The organism is Acinetobacter sp. ANC 4862 (genome assembly GCF_004336635.1).
Taxonomy (GTDB): domain Bacteria; phylum Pseudomonadota; class Gammaproteobacteria; order Pseudomonadales; family Moraxellaceae; genus Acinetobacter.
Genome location: NZ_SJXH01000009.1, coordinates 57,558 through 77,776 on the forward strand (window position 1 = coordinate 57,558; position 20,219 = coordinate 77,776).

The following is a 20,219-nucleotide window of genomic DNA, read 5'->3' on the forward strand; positions in this document are numbered from 1 at the left end:
CAATTGTAGCTCATTGCCCGTATTAACAGAGGAATTTTTATGTCGTTACCACGTTATAAAATGACAATGCTTGCTTTATCTTTAGGCATTGCGTCGGCAATAGTGGGCTGTAGCAGTAATCCAAAGAAAGATGTTGTGGACACAGGACCACAATCTAGCGAGCAAGTTTATATTCAAAAAGCTGAAAAAGCCCTTGAACGTGGTCAATATACTGACGCGGCTAAGCACCTTGAAGCGTTAGATACTTATTACCCTACAGGTGATTATGCACAACAAGCACAATTAGAATTGTTGTACGTTAAATTTCAACAAAAAGATTATGAAGGTGCCATTGCCCTTGCTGAACGTTTTATTCGTTTAAATCCACAACATCCGAATGTGGACTATGCCTACTATGTTCGTGGGGTCGCGAACATGGAACAAAACTATGATGGTCTATTACGTTATACCTCATTAAAGCAGGCCCACCGTGATGTCAGCTATTTAAAAGTGGCTTATCAGAACTTTGTGGATTTCATTCGTCGCTTCCCATCGAGCACCTATGCAGTCGATGCAGCACAGCGTATGAAATTTATTGGCACAGAGTTGGCTGAAGCAGAGATGAATGCGGCGCGTTTTAATATCAAACGTAAGGCTTGGTTAGCTGCAGTTGAACGCTCACTTTGGGTGGTTGAACACTATCCACAAACCCCGCAAGTGCCTGAAGCTTTAGCTACGATTGCCTATGGTTATGACAAATTAGGCGATACCCAAACTTCAAAGCAATATATTGAAGTGTTAAAGCTCAATTATCCAAACCTCGTTAAAGCGGATGGTAGTGTAAACCTTCGTGCTGCACACAGTGAAGGCAGCTGGATTAACCGCGCAACTTTAGGTGTGTTTGGACGTGAAGCACAGACTTCAACAGAGACAGAGCAGCAACAAAGCTCTGCAGATGGGGGAAAAAGTAGTCTCACCAATCGTTTAAGTTTCGGTTTGTTAGATCGACCACAAACTGAAAGCAGCATTCCTGCACCGAAACAGGAAACGATTGAAGAACCGACGACAGAAGAAGCTCCAGCAACTAAATAAGCCAAGCTTATTGTTCGCATTTTCATGAAGGGCAAGTTATCATACTTGCCCTTTTGTTATTTTAACGGATCATATTGATCATTTTGCGCAAAAGGTATACAAATTAACTTTTAACAGCTGATGCACTTTTAATTTACCTAAATTCTGACAGCCCATTTGTCAGCCATTTTTAATAGATAGATCACAACTCGATTGCATACGTATGGCTATTCCTCAACACACGATTGATCAAATATTAGATCGAACAGATATTGTCGATCTGATTGGTCAGCGCGTGAAACTTAAGAAAACTGGTCGCACCTATTCAGGCTGCTGCCCTTTTCATCAGGAAAAATCGCCCTCGTTCCATGTTTATCGGGATAAACAGTACTTTCATTGCTTTGGTTGTCAGGCTAACGGTAACGCCATTCGCTTTTTAATGGATATTGACGGTCGTAATTTTGTCGATGTGATGAAAGATCTGGCCAGTCAAACCGGCATTGAACTTCCTAAAGATAATCACGATTCAACCAAACTCAAATACAAACGTGAAGCAGCGAAGCCTCAGCCTGTTGCGAAAAAAATTGAAGCCAATACTCAAAATGCTTCGGTGAATTTACAACAAAATTCCAATGCCCCATCACCGATAGCAATGGATCACGACCCTTTTGCAGAATTCCAAATGCAAGAGGATGCATTCTATGGCAATGATCCATTTGCGGCGTTTGATCAAGCGCCAGCAGCATTTGAAGATCTTCCTCAAGACGGTAACTTATACGATTTATTGGAAAATATTGCACTCTATTATGAGCAGCAATTACCGCATAGTCAGACTGCACAGCAATATTTCAAACAACGCGGTTTAAGTGCTGAAACTATTGCGTATTGGCGTTTAGGTTATGCACCTGAAGACTGGCAACACCTTGAAAAAGCCTTCCCTCAAGACATAGAAGGTCTAAAGTTACTGGGGCTAATTCGTACCAGTGACAGCGGTCGTGGCTTCGACTTGTTACGTGACCGTGTGATTTTCCCGATTCGCGACTCTAAAGGCCGTGTAGTTGGCTTTGGTGGTCGTGCTTTAAATGACGAAATCAAACCCAAGTACATCAACTCACCAGATTCTGATGTCTTTCATAAAAACCGACTGCTTTATGGTTTATATGAAGGACGCAAGCAAAAAGCTCAAGACTGGTTGATGGTTGAGGGTTATATGGATGTCATTGCCTTGCAGCAATATGGCATCTATGGAGCTGTAGCAACACTAGGGACAGCCAGCAACACCGAACACCTGGATATTTTATTTAAGCAAAATCAACGTATTACTATTGCTTTTGATGGTGATGCTGCAGGACAAAAAGCGGCGCGTCGTACTTTAGAAATTGCTCTGCCATTATTAAATGATGGTCGTGAACTCAAGTTCTTCGTACTCCCCAATGATCACGATCCGGATTCACTCATTCGTCGTGAAGGTTTAGAAAGCTTCCAACGCATGTTGCAAGCTGCACCACTTTTATCTGAGTTTATTTTTGCCTATTTAACCCAGAACCATAACAGCACATCGCCTGAAGGTAAAAGTCAGGTCATGGGTGAACTCAAACAGCTCACTGAACTGTTGCCTAAACATGGTTCTTACCGTTATTTGTTGCAGCAATATTTCCGTGAAAAGCTCGGTTATAGCCGTAAATGGCAGCCGCAAGTCAACAATGACGCGTCTTTAAGCTTTAGTACCAAAATTGATGCTGAAGAATATGTAATTGCAATTTTGATGAATCATCCCTATTTGTATATTCATTTTGAACCGCTAAGTGCTTTAATTTCACAAGATCAATTGCTGTTTAAAATTTTGAATATCTTTAATGTGATTTTTGATGATTTACCGGATGATACTGAATTATCGCAATATTATGTCTTAGGTGCATGTGCAGCATACCATCATGAATTACAGCATATTTTACAGAATGCGAATGTCAGCGATTACACGTCATCACCCGAGCAAGCAGATAAGCTTGCAGCGGATTTATCAACAAAATTACAGTATGAATATCTCACGAAAAAGATGAAATCGAAAAAATTTAGCAGCATTGCAGAAATGAAGAATCTGAAACTGCGCATTTCTGAGATTGCAAAAAAAAGGGCACTTACTCTTATAGAAGAATAAGTGGCCATACGCTAAAACCAAAAAAATTAATCAATTATTTTTTGATTTTACGACGCTTTGCAAAGATATCTTCCAAATCATCACGCATCCATTCAAAACAACTTGGATCTTCAGCTTTCGCCGCTTGGCGTAATAAAATAGAGGTTGGATGAAGTAATTTTTGGGTTAAGCGATGCGAAAATTCCTGTAGAACCTGCTCGGCATTTTCGCCCGCGGCAATTCGAGACATCGCCAGAGCCAACTCTTCCTGTCTTAGCACTTCGCCTTGTTCACGATAAGCATGAATGGTATTGCCCGCTCTATTGATTTTTTGCTGGGTGAGCAATTCTGTGGCCAATTGATTGACCATCACTTCTGCTTCAACAGCCGCTTGGCGACGTTGTGCAAGATTGTCATCAATTACACTTTGTAAATCATCAACGCCATATAAATACACGCCATCTAATGATTCTACTTTGGGATCGATATCACGCGGAACAGCCAAGTCCACCAACAGCATTTGTTGATAACGACGTTTTTTTAATGCGGTTTTAACATCCTTGTAAGCGATGACTTGATGCAGACTTCCGGTACAGCTAGAAATCACATCTGCACGGTATAAGTTTGCCGCCAACTCGGAAAAATCGATAATTTCAACATCAACACGGTGTGCAATTTCCTGCGCCAGCGTTTCAGCACGGGCACGCGTTCGGTTGCAAATCAGCACTTTACCTACACCCATTTCAGCCAGATGTTTCGCCACCAGGGTATTCATTTCACCAGCTGCAACCACCATCACCGTCAGTTTTTCAGGCTTGCTAAAGACTTGAAGTGCAAGTTGGGCAACTGCATAACCCATGGAAACCGCATGACTACCGACCGCAGTTTCCGAGCGAACCCGCTTGGCTGCGTAAAAAGCATATTCAAAAATTCGGTTTAAATTTGGAGAAACGGTATGCGCATCTTTAGCCAGAGAAAGCGCAGACTTTACTTGTCCTAAAATTTGCGGTTCACCTAACATTAAGGAATCAAGACCGCTGGCAACCCGCATCAAATGTGTTACAGCCTGCGCATTTTCATAGCGATAGACATGATTTAACAATTGTTTAGCATCTAGGCCATTTGCCTGGGCGAGCCAATTCATTACCATGTCTGCATCTTCAGACATCGCATAAACTTCAGTTCGATTACATGTAGAAACCACGACCATATCATTCAAGTCATGGTTTTGGCTTTGCTCGGCAAGCAGTTGCGTTAACTTTTCAGGGTTAAAAGCAATCTGTTCACGCAGTTCTACAGAAGCGGTTTGATGGTTGACACCCAATGCAAAGAAAGACATATCAGATCATCATTTCGCTAAATTTATGCTATTGTGCAATATTGGTGTCATAAAAAGCATTACTTGGATCAAGAAAAATTGCGTCAAACAAATAGCCGAATAAGCGGCACGACAATTAAGCAATATTCTACCACATTCTTACTTGTGGGTAGCATGGCTTCGAGTGCTCATATTAGAGCATCCGGAGAAATTTATCATGCCAATTCAAACTATAATGCCATAAAACAAAGCATGATTGCTGAGTTTGCCCTGACGTATCACGACATTCCAACAGCATTACATAACTACACCGTGCTTGCAATTAAAAGCAGTTCAACCACGGTAAAACAGCGTGCTTTAAATATTGCACTGGAACAAAATGACCTAAAAGCTGCGCTCGACATTGCAACGCATTGGGTGGTTCAGGAGCCTACAGATGTTCCAGCTTTATTTTATCTTTCACATATTGCCCTGAAATCGCATGAGTATGAACTGGCCTCCGAAACACTCGATAAAATTTTAAATATTGACCCCAATGCAGACCTGGAAAAGATTCTGGTCGGAATTGCACCGGAACAACCTGAAGATCGAGAAGTTCTACTGGATGCATTAAGCAAAAGTAAAGAACGAGACAATCCATCAGTCTTGATACTGATTTCAGGCCTGGAAGCGCAAAATGGGCAGTTAGAGCAAGCGCTTGTTACGGTTAATCGTGCACTTAAAAAACGTCCTAAAGTCACCGGCTTTATCTTAATGAAAGCCAATTTACTCAGCGCTTTAGGTGATGAAGAAGCCACACTAAAATGGTATGACAGATCCAGTCACAAACATAAATCCAATCTAGAAGTTCGCTTGGCTGAAATTAAATATTTAATTAAAATTAATAAATCCAAGGAAGCCCTGGATAAACTCGAAAATATTCTCAAGAAATGGCCACATGAGGAAGAAGCCCTCTTCATTGCAGGCTTAACCAGTATCGATTTAGAAGAATATGAAAAGGCGGAAAAGTTTTTAGTTGAACTTCGATATTCCAACCAATATCAAAATGAAGCTTATTATTACTTAGCCGTGAATGCCGAAAGAAAACAACATTTTGAAACGGCAAAAGCCTATTACCGCTTGGTGGATGGCAGTCTCTACACGGTTTCACGCCGAAACATGATTAATATTTTTTCAGAGCAAAAACAGCTTAGCGATGCGCTACGGTTTTTAACCCAGGAACGGGTGAACTACCCACAACATGCCAGTTTCCTCTATCAGGCTCAGGCAGATATTCTAAAACGTATGGACAATAAAAAAGCAGCCATGCGCCTGTTAGATGAAGCCATTAAAAACATACCGGATGACCCTGAACTGATCTATTCAGAAGTGCTCCTGCTTGACCCTTATCAAGACCAGGATAAGCTTGATAAATTATTGAAAAAATTATTGGAAATTGAGCCAAATAGTCCAACCTACCTGAATGCCTACGCCTATACACTGGCGTTACAAAATAGACGACTGGATGAAGCCAGACAGTATGTTGAACATGCGTTGGAGTTTGCACCAGAACAAGCTTCTATTTTGGATACGCTCGGCTATATTACCTTTTTACAAAACGACTTTAAAACCTCGGCGCTAGTTTTAGAAAAAGCGTATGAGATTAGTCAAAGTGTTAAAATTGGTGTGCGCTATGCAAAAGCGCTCTATATGCAAGGCGATCTGACAAAATTTAATCAGGTGTTACAACAATTACAAAAAAATCACCCCAATGATCCTCAATTAGAACAACTTAAATCGTTATTGTTACCGCCACACCTGAAAAAGAGTTAATGATCTTTATGCGTATTTTTTCAAAATTCAGCTTAACCTTGATTGCCACAAGCACACTGGTTCTGACAGGTTGCCAGCAGTATACGCAACCTCAATCTCCCAACGTTTCCCAAATACCTGAAGCAGCAAACAATTTTAACCTGCAAGGTAAAATTGGAGTAAAAACACCAGGACAATCTGGCAGTGCATTTTTTACCTGGGTACAACAACAGGATGAATTTGACATCGAGTTAAGCGGAATTTTAGGGGTGGGTAAAACGCAAATTTCAGGTACTCCAGGTCAAGTCACCTTAAACAGCGCCAAAACGGGACTCATTCAAGCTGAAACCCCAGAAGAATTACTTGAACGTGCCACTGGCTGGCAAGCACCGATCACCCATCTGGTGGATTGGGTTCAAGCCAAGCCTGCAACCACACAAGCGACAATTAGCAAAGATGAAAGCAATCGTCCAATCCAGTTTTTGGAAGATGGCTGGACTGTTGATTTAAGCTATAACGCTCAAGCGCAATTACCGAATAAATTGATTTTGAAGCAGACGCTTGAATCCGGTCAGGAAAACCGTATTACAATGGTCATTCAAAATCGCTAAATCTTCAAAAAAAGTTCAAAATTCTATGATTCGTGTTCCCTCTCCTGCCAAGCTCAATCTTTTTTTGCATATCACCGGTCGTCGTGACAATGGCTATCATGAATTGCAAAGCATTTTCCAACTGATTGATTTAACTGACTGGCTAGAATTTACTCAAACAGATGACTTGACGATTTCAATTGATGGATTAAGCAGCGTCGATTTAGAACACAACCTGATTTTCAAGGCCACACAGATTTTAAAGCCGTATGCAAAAGCATGTTCAGGCTTAAATATCCGCATTGAAAAAAACATTCCGATGGGTGCAGGACTTGGCGGTGGCTCTTCAAATGCGGCGACAACCCTGATTGTGGTCAATCAATTATGGCAATGTGGTTTAAACATTGAGCAATTGGCAGAACTGGGGCTCAAACTCGGTGCCGATGTTCCCATTTTTGTTCATGGTCGTAATGCCTGGGCAGAAGGCATTGGCGAACACTTAACATTCATAGACTTAGATCAAAAACAATACATTGTGCTGAAACCTGACTGTTTTATCAGCACTCAACTGCTTTTTTCACAAAAAACGTTGACAAGAGACACGAAGCCTACTAAATTTTGCGCCTATCAGTTAACACCATTTAATTTTGGAAATAACTTTGAGCCTTTGGCAAGAAGTCTATATCCTGAAGTGAATGAAGCGATGCACTATTTAGACCAGTTCGGTATTGCAAAACTTACAGGTACAGGTGCTTGTGTTTTTACTGAAGTAACTGCTGATATGAATATTGATGAGATTTTAGCTCATTCACCTTGTAAAGCTTACTTGGTCAATAGTTTAAATGAATCACCATTACGTCATCTCAAGGTTATATGATAGGGGCGTCGCCAAGTGGTAAGGCACCGGGTTTTGATCTCGGCATCCGTTGGTTCGAATCCAGCCGCCCCTGCCATCATTTTCATCTGTAGATTACTGTATTAGGGGCGTCGCCAAGTGGTAAGGCACCGGGTTTTGATCTCGGCATCCGTTGGTTCGAATCCAGCCGCCCCTGCCATTTAAACCAGTCGTTTGAATGAAGACTACAGTGATCAAATTTAGGGGTATCGCCAAGTGGTAAGGCACCGGGTTTTGATCTCGGCATCCGTTGGTTCGAATCCAGCTACCCCTGCCATTTTCTCAAAAAAGACAGAACAAAGTTTGCATGTTCATTTGTTAATTTACCTTGACATAGAACAGTAAAAATATTAAAGTTCTGCCGCATTAGGGGCGTCGCCAAGTGGTAAGGCACCGGGTTTTGATCTCGGCATCCGTTGGTTCGAATCCAGCCGCCCCTGCCATCTATTTTCAAACATTCCAACCGCCAAGGGTGCTTCATGCCCAATCTTGTCGTTTTTAGTGGAACTGCACATCCACAATTCGCCCAAAAAGTCGTAAGCCACCTGCACATTCCTTTAGGTGCAGCATCTGTAGGTCATTTTTCTGACGGTGAAATTGCTGTCGAAATTACTGAAAATGTTCGTGGTAAAGACGTATTTCTCGTACAGCCTACTTGTGCCCCAACGAATGACAACCTGATGGAAGTCCTCGTTATGGCCGATGCTTTACGTCGTGCAAGCGCAGGTCGTATTACTGCTGTCATTCCTTACTTCGGATATGCTCGTCAAGACCGTCGTCCTCGTTCAAGCCGTGTGCCAATCACTGCAAAAGTTGTAGCAGATATGCTGACAACTGTAGGTATTGACCGCGTTGTAATGATCGACCTTCATGCTGACCAGATTCAAGGTTTCTTCGACATCCCTGTAGACAATATCTACGGTACTCCTGCGTTACTTGCTGATCTTCGTCAACAGCAACACCATAATCTTATGGTTGTTTCTCCAGACGTTGGCGGTGTAGTTCGTGCACGTGCTGTAGCTAAACAAATGGGTGATATCGATCTCGCAATCATCGATAAACGTCGTCAAAAAGCAAATGAATCACAAGTGATGCATTTGATTGGTGATGTGAAAGATCGTGACTGCGTAATCGTGGATGACATGGTGGATACTGCCGGTACTTTGTGTAAAGCTGCTGATGCACTGAAACAATTTGGTGCTCGCCGTGTGGTTGCCTATGCAACTCACCCTGTACTTTCTGGTAAAGCCCTTGAGAATTTGAAAAATTCTGTACTCGACGAACTTGTCGTAACAGACACTATTCCTCTTTCTCAAGAAGCATTAGAACTTGGTAAGATTCGCCAAGTTTCAGTCGCTAGTATGGTTGCTGAGACAATTCGTCGTATTAACAACGAAGAATCTATTAGCGCAATGTTTGATAGTTATCTATAATACAGCGCTAAATTTTAAAAGCCCTGCCCTCTGGTAGGGCTTCTATCACTGAACTGGTCGAAGGTTCAGTCAATTAAACTCAATGAGGAAATGTCATCATGGCAAACTTCGTATTAAATGCAGTAGCTCGTGACGAATCAGTACAAGGGAAAGGTTCGAGCCGCCGCCTTCGTTTAGAAAACAAAGTTCCAGCAATCATTTACGGTGGCGAAGCTGCTCCTGTAACTGTTACTTTAGAACTTCGTCAACTTATTAAATTTCTTGAAGACAATTCTTTCTTTGAAGAAGTAATTGAAATTCAAGTGGGCGACAAAGTTGAAAGCGTTAAAATCCAAGCTTTACAACGTCACCCAGCTAAAAACACGCCTATGCACGCTGACTTTAAACGCGCATAAGTGTTAACGGTATAATTAGTGTCAAAACTTTCGCTAATTGTCGGTTTGGGCAATCCTGGTAAGGAATATGCCCAAACCCGCCATAATGCAGGTGCCTGGTTCGTTGAACGGCTTGCAGAACAATATGGCATTCCCCTCAAAGCCGATCCTAAATTCCACGGAATCAGTGGTCGCGGTAATATTGAAGGTCAAGACGTTCGTCTGCTTTTACCCACAACCTTTATGAATGCCTCTGGCAAAAGTGTTGTGCCCTTCGCAAAATTCTATCAAGTTGCCCCAGAAACGATGCTGATTGCGCATGATGAACTGGATATGAATCACGGTGTAATTCGCCTAAAAACAGGCGGTGGTCACGGTGGTCATAACGGTTTACGCGATATCGTTCCGCATACAGGTCCTAATTTCCATCGTTTACGTATTGGTATTGGTCATCCTGGTGCAAAAGAACGCGTATCCGGACATGTACTCAGCAAAGCACCGAGCAGCGAACAAAATTTAATGGATGATGCCATTGATCACGCTTTATCTCGCATTAAATTGCTGGTAAACGGTGACATACAGCAAGCCATGAATCAAATCAATGCTTATAAACCAAACTGATCATTCCATAAATTGTTGAACAATCCTGCTTGCCATGATGCTTTTTTCAGAGCAAAATGCGTTTTCTGCGGATTACTGATCCAGTAAAAAGTGATTGATTTAACCATAAGATAAAATCTTAGCTCGACTAAGGAGACGCCAGCCATGCTATCTCGTTTATTAAAATGCAAAATTCACCGTGCTCAAGTTACTCATGCGGAACTTCACTACGAAGGTTCATGTGCAATTGATGGCGTACTTATGGATTTAGCAGGTATTCGTGAATATGAAGAAATCCACGTATGGAACGTCACGAATGGTAAACGCTTCACCACTTATGCGATTCGTGGTGAAGAAAACTCAGGCATTATTTCAGTCAATGGTGGTGCTGCACATCAAGCTGACGTCGGTGATTTAGTAATTATTGCAACCTTTGGTGATTTCACTGAAGCTGAAGCGAATGCACATAAACCACGTCTTGTGTATGCCAACCCAAATAATACTGTAAATCACACTGCGAACTGCATTCCTGTTCAAGTGGCTTAAGACTTAAAGATATTAAAAGCTCGCAATATGCGGGCTTTTTTATTGTCTGCTGATTTTCACTTTATTATTCGCAGAATTACTATCGATATGACTGATTGATCTATAGAAAGCTGCGCCCTTGATTAAAAACGGGTCTATAATAACTACACATCGCTTCAGGGCGGGGCGAAATTCCCCACCGGTGGTAAATTCAGCTTGCATGCGCAATGACTGAATCAGCCCACGAGCCTGTCAAGTTTATTAAAAGATTGACTCGCAGATTTGGTGAGAAACCAAAGCCGACGGTATAGTCCGGATGAAAGAAGACGACGTAACGGATATTTATATTTGATATATCGCTGCGACCCCATTTCTGCATCAGTCCTGAAATGTTCAACCGTATTTTATTTTACGAGAGCGTTTCAATGTCTAGTTTGATTCAACCCGAAATTTTCTTTTCAGCCCTTCCCCCAGCTGAACAACGTATTCAAAAAGCATTAGAAGATATCCGCCAAGGCAAACCGGTTTTGGTCATGGATGACTTTGACCGTGAAAATGAAGCCGACCTGATTGTTGCTGCAGAAACACTGACAGTTGAAACCATGGCACGAATGATTCGTGATGGTTCAGGTATTGTCTGCTTATGCTTGACTGATGAATTGGCTAATCATCTAGAACTTCCACCGATGGTGACAGACAATTCAAGCCAGTTTAAAACCGCATTTACCGTAACCATTGAAGCTGCGACCGGTGTAACCACTGGTGTTTCAGCCAAAGATCGTACCACCACAATTAAAGCTGCAATCAAAGATGGTGCGATCGCTAGTGACTTAAACCGTCCAGGTCATGTCTTTCCGTTACGTGCTCGTGATGGTGGTGTACTCACCCGTCGTGGGCATACTGAAGGTACGATTGATTTAGCACGTTTAGCCGGTTTAAAACCCGCAGGTGTTTTATGTGAGTTGACTAATCCTGATGGCACTATGGCATCGGGCATTCAAGTTTTGGCTTATGCACAAAGCCATCATTTAACCGTGATTACCATTGAAGAAATCGTGCAGTATCGCTTAGCGCATAATCTTTAAGATTAAAAAATAAAAGCCCCACTCTCGGGGCTTTTTTATTATTCGGAATATTTAGAACAAGCTCGCAATCATGATAAGGACAGCCATGCAGTACAACAGGTATTCTACGATATTCACTTTTTAAACCATTTTAACAATCAATCACTTTTAATTTTTTAAATTTCAAATAAAAACAATCTGTTTAATCTTCTTCCATCATCTGTAGTAAATTATGGCTAATACCATCGGCACGTAAAAAAGCGAAATCATAACTGGCTGTAGCCAAAGCCAGCACCCGACGTTCAAATTCCTGCCAGAGCGGTTTCACCTGTTTACCCTGAATCCCTAAACCGCTTTCTTCAGCTAAATTTTTATTCTTTTCACAAATTTTAAGGGCGTGATAAAGCTTGCGTCCTTTAGAGGCATCATCACGTAAACGTACCCGTTTAGATAAGACAAAGCCTTCCACATGAGGTAAATCGGCATGCGGTAACATCGGCACTAAAATTTGATCCAGTTGCGCATCCAGACGCTTCCAAACCGCAGTGTGCTGTTCAGGCGTGTAAGTATTCCACTGAATTACCTCATGGTTAAAACGACGGCAACCACGGCATACTGAATCACCAAATACCGTAGAACAACGCCCTGCACATGGGGTCAAAGAAGCAATTCGACGGTCAGTACTCAAAACACACTCCTACATAATTTAGAAATCAACAAAATCATCTAACAAATGCTTTTCACTAAAGATCGATTTGATAAATGACAGCCTATAGCGGCATCTTTCGCTTAATAACCATATTTTAGTTATGGTTTTCTCGCTTATTCATACAATTCACGTTAAAATACGCGCCTTGAATTTTGTCCTATCATAATACATTTGGAGTATTCCATGAACGCTACTGTAGAACAGCTTGCACCTGTAGAACAGCAAGCGACCACAAGTTGGGTTGTTGCAGCACTATATCAATTTAAAGAAGTTCAAGATCCAGCCGATCTTCAAAAACGTCTTTTAGACTTGGTCAACAGCATTAACTTGTGTGGAACTCTAATTGTAGCCGGTGAAGGTATTAACGGTACTGTGGCTGGAGATCGTCAAGCGATTGATCAAATTCATGCCTTTCTGCTCAATGAAGGCTTTAACGCTATGGAGTACAAAGAATCTCATAGCGATGAAAAACCTTTCCGTAAAATGAAAATCAAGCTCAAAAAAGAGATTGTGACTTTAGGTGTAGAGGTTAAACCACGCGACTTAGTAGGTCATTACCTAGATCCTAAAGAATGGAATGAACTGATTGCACGTGATGACGTGATTCTGGTGGATACGCGTAATGACTACGAATATAAAGCCGGTACATTTAAAGGTGCGGTTGACCCTAAAACAGAAACTTTCCGTGAATTTCCAGAATATGTAAAACAAAACCTTGCACAACATAAAGACAAGAAAATTGCGATGTTCTGTACAGGCGGGATTCGTTGTGAAAAATCAACTTCGCTATTGCTTCAAGAAGGCTTTAATGAGGTCTATCACCTGAAAGGCGGTATTTTAAAATACCTAGAAGAAACCCCTGTTGAAGAAAGCATGTGGGAAGGTGAATGTTTCGTATTTGATGGTCGTACTGCGGTTACTCATGGGGTAGAAGAAGGTCAGAACATTAAATGTCATGCATGTGGATGGCCCTTACTTCCTGAAGAAGCTGAACTTCCAAGTTACGAACATGGTGTATCGTGCAAATACTGCATCGAAAAAACCTCAGAACAACAGAAAGCCGGTTTCCGCATGCGTCAGTCTCAAATTGCAGCAGCTAAACGCAAACGTCTGTAATTACTGATTTGTAATGTTATATAAAAAAAGCCCTCTCTTGAGGGCTTTTTATTTACCTAAAATAAACAATAGATAAGAAAAGATCACCAAGTTTCACCATTAATGCATGCTAAGTCTCAAATAATTTGATAATCTGGGGTTAAAATTAAAAATAAAAACATAACCCATTAATTTTTAACGAAAAAAAGTTAATTTATAACGTGAAAAAGGAGTTAAATTATGCCAAGACCAATTAGCCGTTCAGTCAATTATTCGAAACGTGTTCACCTTATTCGTGAAAAAAACCATCAAAAACTAGAAGAAATAAAAATGCTTTTAGATAAACAATCACATCTTTTTATTGTGATCTTAGGGGCTGTTATTGGCACTATTTTATCTATCTTTATTGCCTACCACTTAAAGCCTAATCTGTTTGAATATGCATTGCTTAGTGTGATTCCTTTTGCGCTTTCATATAGCTTAAGAAAGGTCTATATCCACACACTGGTTCATAGCCAAGAATAAGCAAACAGATTACTTGGCTATACTTTACCCTGCAATCAATACACTTTAGGATAGTTTAGATATCATTATTATTTTTATAAACTTATGAATCTGACTGAATGGATTATTTCCATTATGGAACAATTGGGCTACCTTGGTATTGCCCTACTCATGTTTCTCGACAATATTTTTCCTCCCATCCCCTCTGAAATCATTATGCCATCCGCTGGCTATTCTGCATCACAAGGGGAGCTACTTTTAGTTGGCGTGGTTATCGCGGGTTGTATAGGCTCTCTGATTGCTGCCGCTATACTCTATTGGATTGGCTATAAGTTTAATCACGACAGTATTTTTCGTTTTGTAGATCGCTACGGAAAATATCTTTTTATAAAATCTCCAGATGTCAAAAAGTCACTCGACTGGTTTGAGCACTATGGTCACCGGATTGTCTTCTTTGGCCGTATGATTCCTGCGGTACGTTCACTGATTAGCATTCCTGCTGGCATGAGTCACATGCCCTTCTGGAAGTTCATGTTCTACAGTGGTCTAGGTACGATTATCTGGACGACATTCTTAGCTTGTGTGGGTTTTTATTTTGGCGAAAACCAGGCCTTGATGCAGAATATTTTTAGCCAAGTCAGCCATTTTATTATTATCGTTGTCATCACCGTTATTATCTGGATTCTATACCGCAGGTATAAACATAGAATTAAAGCATAGTCATTATTTTAAAATTGGTATTTGGGGTCATGGGTTCATGAAACATTATTTATTGTACTTTGCTGCTGTATATAGCATTGCATTAGTGCTACTCATTACAGTATTTATTTTTGGTTTAAATTTAGCAGGTATTGCTCTTCTACCCACGCTGATTGCTACAGCACTTATTTCGGCAGGTCATTTTGTTAAACGTCAACATCGACTCCCTACCACTGATGAAAAAATTCAACTGGTTTGGGGTTCAAGTGCAGTTGCCATCATTATTGGCAGTTTTTTCATGTTTTTCTTAGTGCTCATCAATCCAAATGCTGAGCAAATTTTAAATTCGGCTGATAATGCAGGTTTAGGACTTTCAGCCCTCATTATGTTGTGTTTAGTCGCCATACATGGCGCTGTATTTCATTTGGCTTATGGCTGGTATGCGAATTTGACCGCACGCAAGCTTAATTTATAATTTGGTTATAATCGGTCTAAATAAAAAAGCACCATAAGGTGCTTTTTTATTTAACGAATTAATTTGGTGTGTGATACATCAAATAAATTTCATTTAAATTTTCTGGAATTTCTTCAGCAATTTCGTCCATAAGCTGACCATTGCGACGGAAAGATTCCATTTGTGGGTCTTCGTCATCCACACCACTAAAGACCATCATTGGTAACGTTAAATCTACCAACTGTTCTTCATGTTCAGGTGTGAACCAGGCATCTTCGTTTAAGAACATTGCATCAACGAAGCCAACACTCCAGTCGCCTAAACTTGATTCAACATCCGCTTCTTCAATTTCAAAAGGAAATTCAATTCCTTCTTCATTGGCTAAGTTTTGACGAATTGCTTCTAACCATGCTTTTACTTGTGCAATCATTTCAGCAGGAACTTTCTTTTGATTGTTATCGAAAAGTTCATCGAGCCATTTATCAAAAGCTGGTCCAACTGCAGTTGCACATAAAAAACCATGAGTTGCCGCAAAATCTAGACCATGTTCATTTTGGTCGCCGTCTAGATATTCGCTCAATAAGTCTAAATCTAAAGCACTCATTTAAAATCCAAGTTCAGTAAAATAACTGCGGATAGCATAGCATTTTAGCCGGCTATGCTAAATCACAATTTAGTCTTCTTCATCGTCAAAGTCGTCGTCATCATCCAGATCATAATCAAAATCCTTCAGTTCACGCTCCAAACGACGTTGTGCGAGAAGGTCATCAATGAGACGACGTTTTTCCAAAGACTCTTTAGCACTAATTTTGCTTGAGGCTTCATCAAAGCTTACATCATCATCACTGAAGCTATCGTCTAGTTCAAAATCTGTAGAAGACACTAAAACTACCTCATGGTGAAAAAAAGTGAATGGGTCTAGGCGCTATTTATCTTTGTTCCGAATTCTTGTCAAGTTTTTTTTATTTTTTTTATAAAATAACCTCAATTTACTCTTGTTTTTTGACCCTAAAATTGTGTATTTATTAGCATGTAAAATTATATTCAAAATGTGGACGGAAAACCTAGTATATTTTGAATGCAATCCTTTAGCCGGACTTGAAAAAAAAAATTCCAGCCCAATATTGAAAACAATTGTTAAATGAAAGTCATCTTTCCAAATGATACTTGAGCAATCAATTCAAAACAATTTTAAGCGAATTGTGCTATCATGCACGGTTTTTCACTGCCACAGATTCAACGAAGAGTAAGCAAAGATGAGCGATATGACTTCCCCTACTTCGCAAGTAGCGGCTCTGATTAGCCGAGGCAAAGAGCAAGGTTACTTAACTTACGCTGAAGTTAACGATCATCTCCCAGACTCGATTACGGAAAGCGAACAGATTGAAGACATTATTCAAATGCTTCAAGACGTCGGCATTCCAGTGCATGAACGTGCGCCTGAATCTGATGACACCATGTTCGACGGTAATAATGCGGAAGCAACCGATGAAGTCGCTGAAGAAGAAGCGGCAGCGGTTCTTGCTTCAGTTGAAAGTGAACCTGGTCGTACCACGGATCCAGTACGTATGTACATGCGTGAAATGGGAACGGTTGAACTTTTAACGCGTGAAGGCGAAATTAGCATTGCTAAACGCATTGAAGAAGGTATTCGTGACGTTCTGCACTCTATTGCGTATTGGCCAAATGCAGTTGAAGTTGTATTAAAAGAATATAACGATGTTGCCGAAGGTGAACGTCGTCTTGCTGATATTTTATCTGGTTATTTAGACCCAGAATCTGATGAAGAAATTCCAGAAGTTTTAGAAGAAGCTGAAATTATTGTTGAAGAAACTGAAGCTGCGTCTAAAACAACAAAAGATGTAAAATTGGATGACGACGACGAAGAAGAAGCTGAAAGTGATGATGATTCTGAAGCCGAGTCAGGTCCAGATCCAGAAATTGCCCGTGTTCGTTTCACCGAATTGGAAAATGCGTGGAAACTAACCAAAACTGCCATTGAAAAGCATGGTCGCGATAGCAAACAGGCTGAAGAAGCGCAGCAAGCACTTGCAACCGTATTCATGATGTTCAAGTTTACGCCGCGTTTATTCGACATCATTTCTGAAATGATCCGTGGTACGCATGAACAAATTCGTACTTCTGAACGTGAAGTGATGCGTTATGCAGTACGTCGTGGTCGTATGGATCGTAACCACTTCCGTACTTCGTTCCCGGGTCAAGAATCAAATCCAGCCTGGTTAGATGAACAAATTGCCAAAGCACCTGCTGAGCAAAAAGTTTATTTAGAAAAAGTACGTCCAGATGTGCTTGCATTCCAACAAAAGATTGCAGACATCGAAAAAGAACTTGGTCTTGATGTTAAAGGCATTAAAGACATTTCTAAACGCATGTCGATTGGTGAAGCCAAAGCACGCCGTGCGAAAAAAGAAATGGTTGAAGCAAACTTGCGTCTGGTGATTTCAATTGCGAAAAAATATACCAACCGCGGCTTGCAATTCCTTGACTTGATTCAAGAAGGCAACATCGGTTTGATGAAAGCCGTAGACAAGTTTGAATACCGTCGTGGTTATAAATTCTCGACCTATGCAACTTGGTGGATTCGTCAGGCGATTACCCGTTCGATTGCCGACCAAGCACGTACCATTCGTATTCCAGTACACATGATCGAAACCATTAACAAGATCAACCGTGTATCACGTCAGCTTCTTCAAGAAATGGGTCGTGAACCGACGCCTGAAGAATTGGGTGAACGTCTGGAAATGGACGAAGTTAAAGTGCGTAAAGTACTCAAAATTGCCAAAGAGCCGATTTCTATGGAAACGCCGATTGGTGATGATGAAGATTCGCATTTGGGTGACTTCATTGAAGATGGCAACATCACATCTCCAATTGATGCTGCAACTTCAGAAGGCTTAAAAGAAGCGACTCGTGAAGTACTTGAAAACTTGACTGAACGTGAAGCAAAAGTCTTGAAAATGCGTTTTGGTATTGATATGCCAACCGACCATACTTTGGAAGAAGTCGGTAAACAGTTTGACGTAACACGTGAGCGTATTCGTCAGATTGAAGCCAAAGCATTACGTAAATTACGCCATCCTTCTCGTTCTGAACACTTACGTTCATTCCTGGAAAATGACTAATTCTTGATGATACCAATGGGGGCTTGAAAACCAATCGAGCATCCCCATTTAGTATTCAGAAGACATATAACGCCTGCATTCATGCAGGCGTTTGATATAAGGGGACTACTATGACCATGTTAGACCGTACGCCATCTCGCGAACTTCGAGAAGATCTTTGGGTTTTCCCTATGGATTATCCAATCAAACTGATTGGCGAAGCGAGTGATGATTTACATGTCGCTGTTGTAGAAATTTTAGTGAAACACTTCCCTGACTTTGATAGCACGACGATTAAAATTCAAGCATCTCGTACAGGCAAATATCACTCTTTAACTGCACAACTGCTTTTCTTGGAGCTTGAACAAGTTCATGCGCTGTATGCCGATTTAGCCGCATGTCCATTGATTAAAACTGCACTTTAAGAAAATTAAAAAAACACGCTCAGAAGCGTGTTTTTTTATATATAGAAAAAGATTTTCTTCCTTCCAATAAAAATGGCAAATCATGGGTGGATCACCCCCTATCCAAGCATGATTTCATTATAATCATTCACAATATTTAAAAATTTTTAAGGACGCACTTTACGTGACTGATGCTGTTCTAAAGCCCACACTGATTATTCGTCAATTTAACCAACTTACGCCCTATCTTGATCGTTTTCAGGACATGAAAAGTCTGACTGAAAACCGTGATGAAAACACCCCGGATGAACTGTGGATTTTGCAGCATCATGAGGTTTTAACTCAAGGTCAAGCCGGAAAGCCTGAACATATTCTGATGCCCAGCAACATTCCTGTGGTACAAACCGATCGTGGTGGTCAAGTGACTTGGCATGGGCCGGGTCAACTGGTTGCTTACTTCATGTTTGACCTAAACCGTTTAGGTTGGAATGTCCGTACTTTAGTGTCTTATGCTGAAAATCTAATGATTGAACTGCTGAAAAAATACGGAGTTGAAGCCTATGCTAAACCGGATGCACCTGGAGTCTATGTCGCAGAACGTAAAATTGGTTCTTTAGGCTTTAAAATCCGTAAAGGACGCAGCTATCATGGACTCGCACTGAATATTGATTGTGACCTGTTTGGCTTTCATACCATTAACCCATGTGGTTATGCAGGACTGGAAATGGTTCGTGTCATGGACTTGGTTCCGAACTATCCGCACTTTAATGATTTATGTACAGATATCATTGAAACTTTAAACAACAGCGGTTACTTTAATCAAGTCCAAGTCATGCAACAATAACTTTGCTTTTGACATAAAAATAAATTAGAGTATTTACTCTAAACTAATAAAATATTTTTTAGATAAGGGATGCGCGAGTGATTTCAACCAAATCCGTAAAGCCCGCTTTACAACTGACCTACGTCAAACTCATGATGGATGTGATTGGCAGAGGTCTGGTAATGGCGAGTCAAGTCGATGATGAAGTAAAACAGGAAGTCTCTAACTTCCCTGTGGGTTTTGTTCTATCGATGAAAGTATTTCCCCATGGCCCAGCTTTTATTGCGAAAGTCACGGAAGACCATCAATTAAAATTACTACCATCTGTAGACATCAAACCTGATCTAACCATTACTTTTAAACACTTAACCCATGCTTTTTTAGTTTTTTCTTTCCAGGAAAGTACTGCCCAAGCTTTTGCTCACGACCGCATGATTGCCGATGGTGATATTTCCTTCGCCATTCGTTTGGTCCGTTGCTTGAATAAAATGGAATCGCTGATTTTACCTAAACTCTTGGCCGAGCTTGCTGTAAAACAATATCCAACTGAATTGAGCCTAAAACAAAAACTCACTGGAGCTGCAAATATTTATTTGAAACTAGCTCAATCTTATTTTAAACGGAGCGCATAA

General features: G+C 40.8%; 22 protein-coding genes, 4 tRNA genes and 1 riboswitch. Of the genes, 22 read left to right on the forward strand and 4 right to left on the reverse strand.

The features are described from left to right. Nucleotides 1-39: 39 nt before the first annotated feature. Nucleotides 40-1,071 carry an outer membrane protein assembly factor BamD gene (locus tag E0409_RS06000; RefSeq protein WP_131288813.1) on the forward strand — a complete coding sequence of 344 codons (1,032 nt, stop codon included), beginning with the start codon at nt 40-42 and terminating at the stop codon, nt 1,069-1,071. A 202-nt stretch (nt 1,072-1,273) separates the two neighbouring features. After that, complete coding sequence (locus E0409_RS06005; RefSeq protein ID WP_131288814.1) at nt 1,274-3,208, forward strand: DNA primase; 1,935 nt, start codon at nt 1,274-1,276, stop codon at nt 3,206-3,208. A gap of 34 nt (nt 3,209-3,242) precedes the next feature. Here E0409_RS06005 and hemA read toward each other — a convergent pair whose 3' ends face one another. Further along, the gene (gene hemA, locus E0409_RS06010) at nt 3,243-4,526 is read right to left on the reverse strand and encodes a glutamyl-tRNA reductase (RefSeq protein ID WP_131288815.1); all 1,284 of its coding nucleotides are present in this window, start codon (nt 4,524-4,526) and stop codon (nt 3,243-3,245) included. A gap of 78 nt (nt 4,527-4,604) precedes the next feature. On the opposite strand from hemA, the gene E0409_RS06015 reads away from it, so the two are divergent. The 12 genes from E0409_RS06015 to ribB all read left to right on the forward strand — a co-directional run bounded on the left by E0409_RS06015 (nt 4,605) and on the right by ribB (nt 11,798). After that, nucleotides 4,605-6,317 carry a tetratricopeptide repeat protein gene (locus E0409_RS06015; protein WP_131288816.1) on the forward strand — a complete coding sequence of 571 codons (1,713 nt, stop codon included), beginning with the start codon at nt 4,605-4,607 and terminating at the stop codon, nt 6,315-6,317. Between the two features lie 8 nt (nt 6,318-6,325). Next, on the forward strand, nt 6,326-6,907 hold the full coding sequence (lolB, locus tag E0409_RS06020; RefSeq protein ID WP_131288817.1) for a lipoprotein insertase outer membrane protein LolB: 582 nt from the start codon (nt 6,326-6,328) through the stop codon (nt 6,905-6,907). 25 nt (nt 6,908-6,932) lie between these two features. Next, nucleotides 6,933-7,763 carry a 4-(cytidine 5'-diphospho)-2-C-methyl-D-erythritol kinase gene (gene ispE, locus E0409_RS06025; protein ID WP_131288819.1) on the forward strand — a complete coding sequence of 277 codons (831 nt, stop codon included), beginning with the start codon at nt 6,933-6,935 and terminating at the stop codon, nt 7,761-7,763. A gap of 1 nt (nt 7,764) precedes the next feature. Next, a tRNA-Gln gene (locus E0409_RS06030) sits at nt 7,765-7,839 on the forward strand. Between the two features lie 27 nt (nt 7,840-7,866). After that, nucleotides 7,867-7,941, forward strand: a tRNA-Gln gene (locus tag E0409_RS06035). Between the two features lie 42 nt (nt 7,942-7,983). Further along, nucleotides 7,984-8,058, forward strand: a tRNA-Gln gene (locus E0409_RS06040). A gap of 91 nt (nt 8,059-8,149) precedes the next feature. Then, a tRNA-Gln gene (locus tag E0409_RS06045) sits at nt 8,150-8,224 on the forward strand. Between the two features lie 36 nt (nt 8,225-8,260). After that, nucleotides 8,261-9,214: a ribose-phosphate pyrophosphokinase gene (locus tag E0409_RS06050; RefSeq protein ID WP_131288821.1), complete on the forward strand. Its 954-nt coding sequence runs from the start codon at nt 8,261-8,263 to the stop codon at nt 9,212-9,214. Between the two features lie 98 nt (nt 9,215-9,312). Further along, nucleotides 9,313-9,609, forward strand: coding sequence for a 50S ribosomal protein L25 (gene rplY, locus E0409_RS06055; RefSeq protein ID WP_131288823.1), 297 nt, complete (start codon nt 9,313-9,315; stop codon nt 9,607-9,609). A gap of 18 nt (nt 9,610-9,627) precedes the next feature. Next, on the forward strand, nt 9,628-10,209 hold the full coding sequence (gene pth / locus E0409_RS06060; protein WP_131288825.1) for an aminoacyl-tRNA hydrolase: 582 nt from the start codon (nt 9,628-9,630) through the stop codon (nt 10,207-10,209). A 144-nt stretch (nt 10,210-10,353) separates the two neighbouring features. Continuing rightward, nucleotides 10,354-10,734 carry an aspartate 1-decarboxylase gene (panD, locus tag E0409_RS06065; RefSeq protein WP_131288827.1) on the forward strand — a complete coding sequence of 127 codons (381 nt, stop codon included), beginning with the start codon at nt 10,354-10,356 and terminating at the stop codon, nt 10,732-10,734. A 148-nt stretch (nt 10,735-10,882) separates the two neighbouring features. Continuing rightward, a riboswitch (FMN riboswitch) is annotated at nt 10,883-11,045 on the forward strand. Nucleotides 11,046-11,138: 93 nt separating this feature from the next. Beyond that, the gene (gene ribB, locus E0409_RS06070; RefSeq protein WP_131288829.1) at nt 11,139-11,798 is read left to right on the forward strand and encodes a 3,4-dihydroxy-2-butanone-4-phosphate synthase; all 660 of its coding nucleotides are present in this window, start codon (nt 11,139-11,141) and stop codon (nt 11,796-11,798) included. A 181-nt stretch (nt 11,799-11,979) separates the two neighbouring features. Here ribB and E0409_RS06075 read toward each other — a convergent pair whose 3' ends face one another. Next, nucleotides 11,980-12,465, reverse strand: a complete 486-nt coding sequence (locus tag E0409_RS06075) for a DUF1289 domain-containing protein (protein ID WP_131288831.1) — start codon at nt 12,463-12,465, stop codon at nt 11,980-11,982. 204 nt (nt 12,466-12,669) lie between these two features. Here E0409_RS06075 and trhO point away from each other — a divergent pair, with 204 nt between their 5' ends. The 4 genes from trhO to E0409_RS06095 all read left to right on the forward strand — a co-directional run bounded on the left by trhO (nt 12,670) and on the right by E0409_RS06095 (nt 15,259). After that, on the forward strand, nt 12,670-13,602 hold the full coding sequence (gene trhO / locus E0409_RS06080) for an oxygen-dependent tRNA uridine(34) hydroxylase TrhO (protein ID WP_131288833.1): 933 nt from the start codon (nt 12,670-12,672) through the stop codon (nt 13,600-13,602). Nucleotides 13,603-13,821: 219 nt separating this feature from the next. Further along, nucleotides 13,822-14,106 carry an FUSC family protein gene (locus E0409_RS06085; protein ID WP_131288835.1) on the forward strand — a complete coding sequence of 95 codons (285 nt, stop codon included), beginning with the start codon at nt 13,822-13,824 and terminating at the stop codon, nt 14,104-14,106. Between the two features lie 84 nt (nt 14,107-14,190). Next, entirely contained in the window at nt 14,191-14,805 is a 615-nt protein-coding gene (locus E0409_RS06090) for a DedA family protein (protein ID WP_131288837.1), read from the forward strand. A 37-nt stretch (nt 14,806-14,842) separates the two neighbouring features. After that, complete coding sequence (locus E0409_RS06095) at nt 14,843-15,259, forward strand: ABZJ_00895 family protein (RefSeq protein ID WP_131288839.1); 417 nt, start codon at nt 14,843-14,845, stop codon at nt 15,257-15,259. Between the two features lie 58 nt (nt 15,260-15,317). Here the strand turns inward: E0409_RS06095 and E0409_RS06100 are convergent, their stop codons facing one another. Together E0409_RS06100 and E0409_RS06105 are read right to left on the reverse strand one after the other, a co-directional pair. Beyond that, nucleotides 15,318-15,842: a YecA/YgfB family protein gene (locus E0409_RS06100; protein ID WP_131288841.1), complete on the reverse strand. Its 525-nt coding sequence runs from the start codon at nt 15,840-15,842 to the stop codon at nt 15,318-15,320. A gap of 69 nt (nt 15,843-15,911) precedes the next feature. Continuing rightward, nucleotides 15,912-16,121 carry a PA3496 family putative envelope integrity protein gene (locus E0409_RS06105; RefSeq protein ID WP_067723989.1) on the reverse strand — a complete coding sequence of 70 codons (210 nt, stop codon included), beginning with the start codon at nt 16,119-16,121 and terminating at the stop codon, nt 15,912-15,914. Between the two features lie 373 nt (nt 16,122-16,494). Here E0409_RS06105 and rpoD point away from each other — a divergent pair, with 373 nt between their 5' ends. The 4 genes from rpoD to E0409_RS06125 all read left to right on the forward strand — a co-directional run bounded on the left by rpoD (nt 16,495) and on the right by E0409_RS06125 (nt 20,219). Then, nucleotides 16,495-18,381, forward strand: coding sequence for an RNA polymerase sigma factor RpoD (rpoD, locus tag E0409_RS06110; protein ID WP_131288843.1), 1,887 nt, complete (start codon nt 16,495-16,497; stop codon nt 18,379-18,381). Between the two features lie 116 nt (nt 18,382-18,497). Continuing rightward, complete coding sequence (locus E0409_RS06115; protein ID WP_131288891.1) at nt 18,498-18,785, forward strand: YbeD family protein; 288 nt, start codon at nt 18,498-18,500, stop codon at nt 18,783-18,785. Between the two features lie 163 nt (nt 18,786-18,948). Continuing rightward, nucleotides 18,949-19,608, forward strand: a complete 660-nt coding sequence (lipB, locus tag E0409_RS06120) for a lipoyl(octanoyl) transferase LipB (protein WP_131288844.1) — start codon at nt 18,949-18,951, stop codon at nt 19,606-19,608. A gap of 77 nt (nt 19,609-19,685) precedes the next feature. After that, nucleotides 19,686-20,219 (forward strand): hypothetical protein, encoded by a 534-nt coding sequence (locus E0409_RS06125; RefSeq protein WP_131288846.1) that lies wholly within the window; start codon nt 19,686-19,688, stop codon nt 20,217-20,219.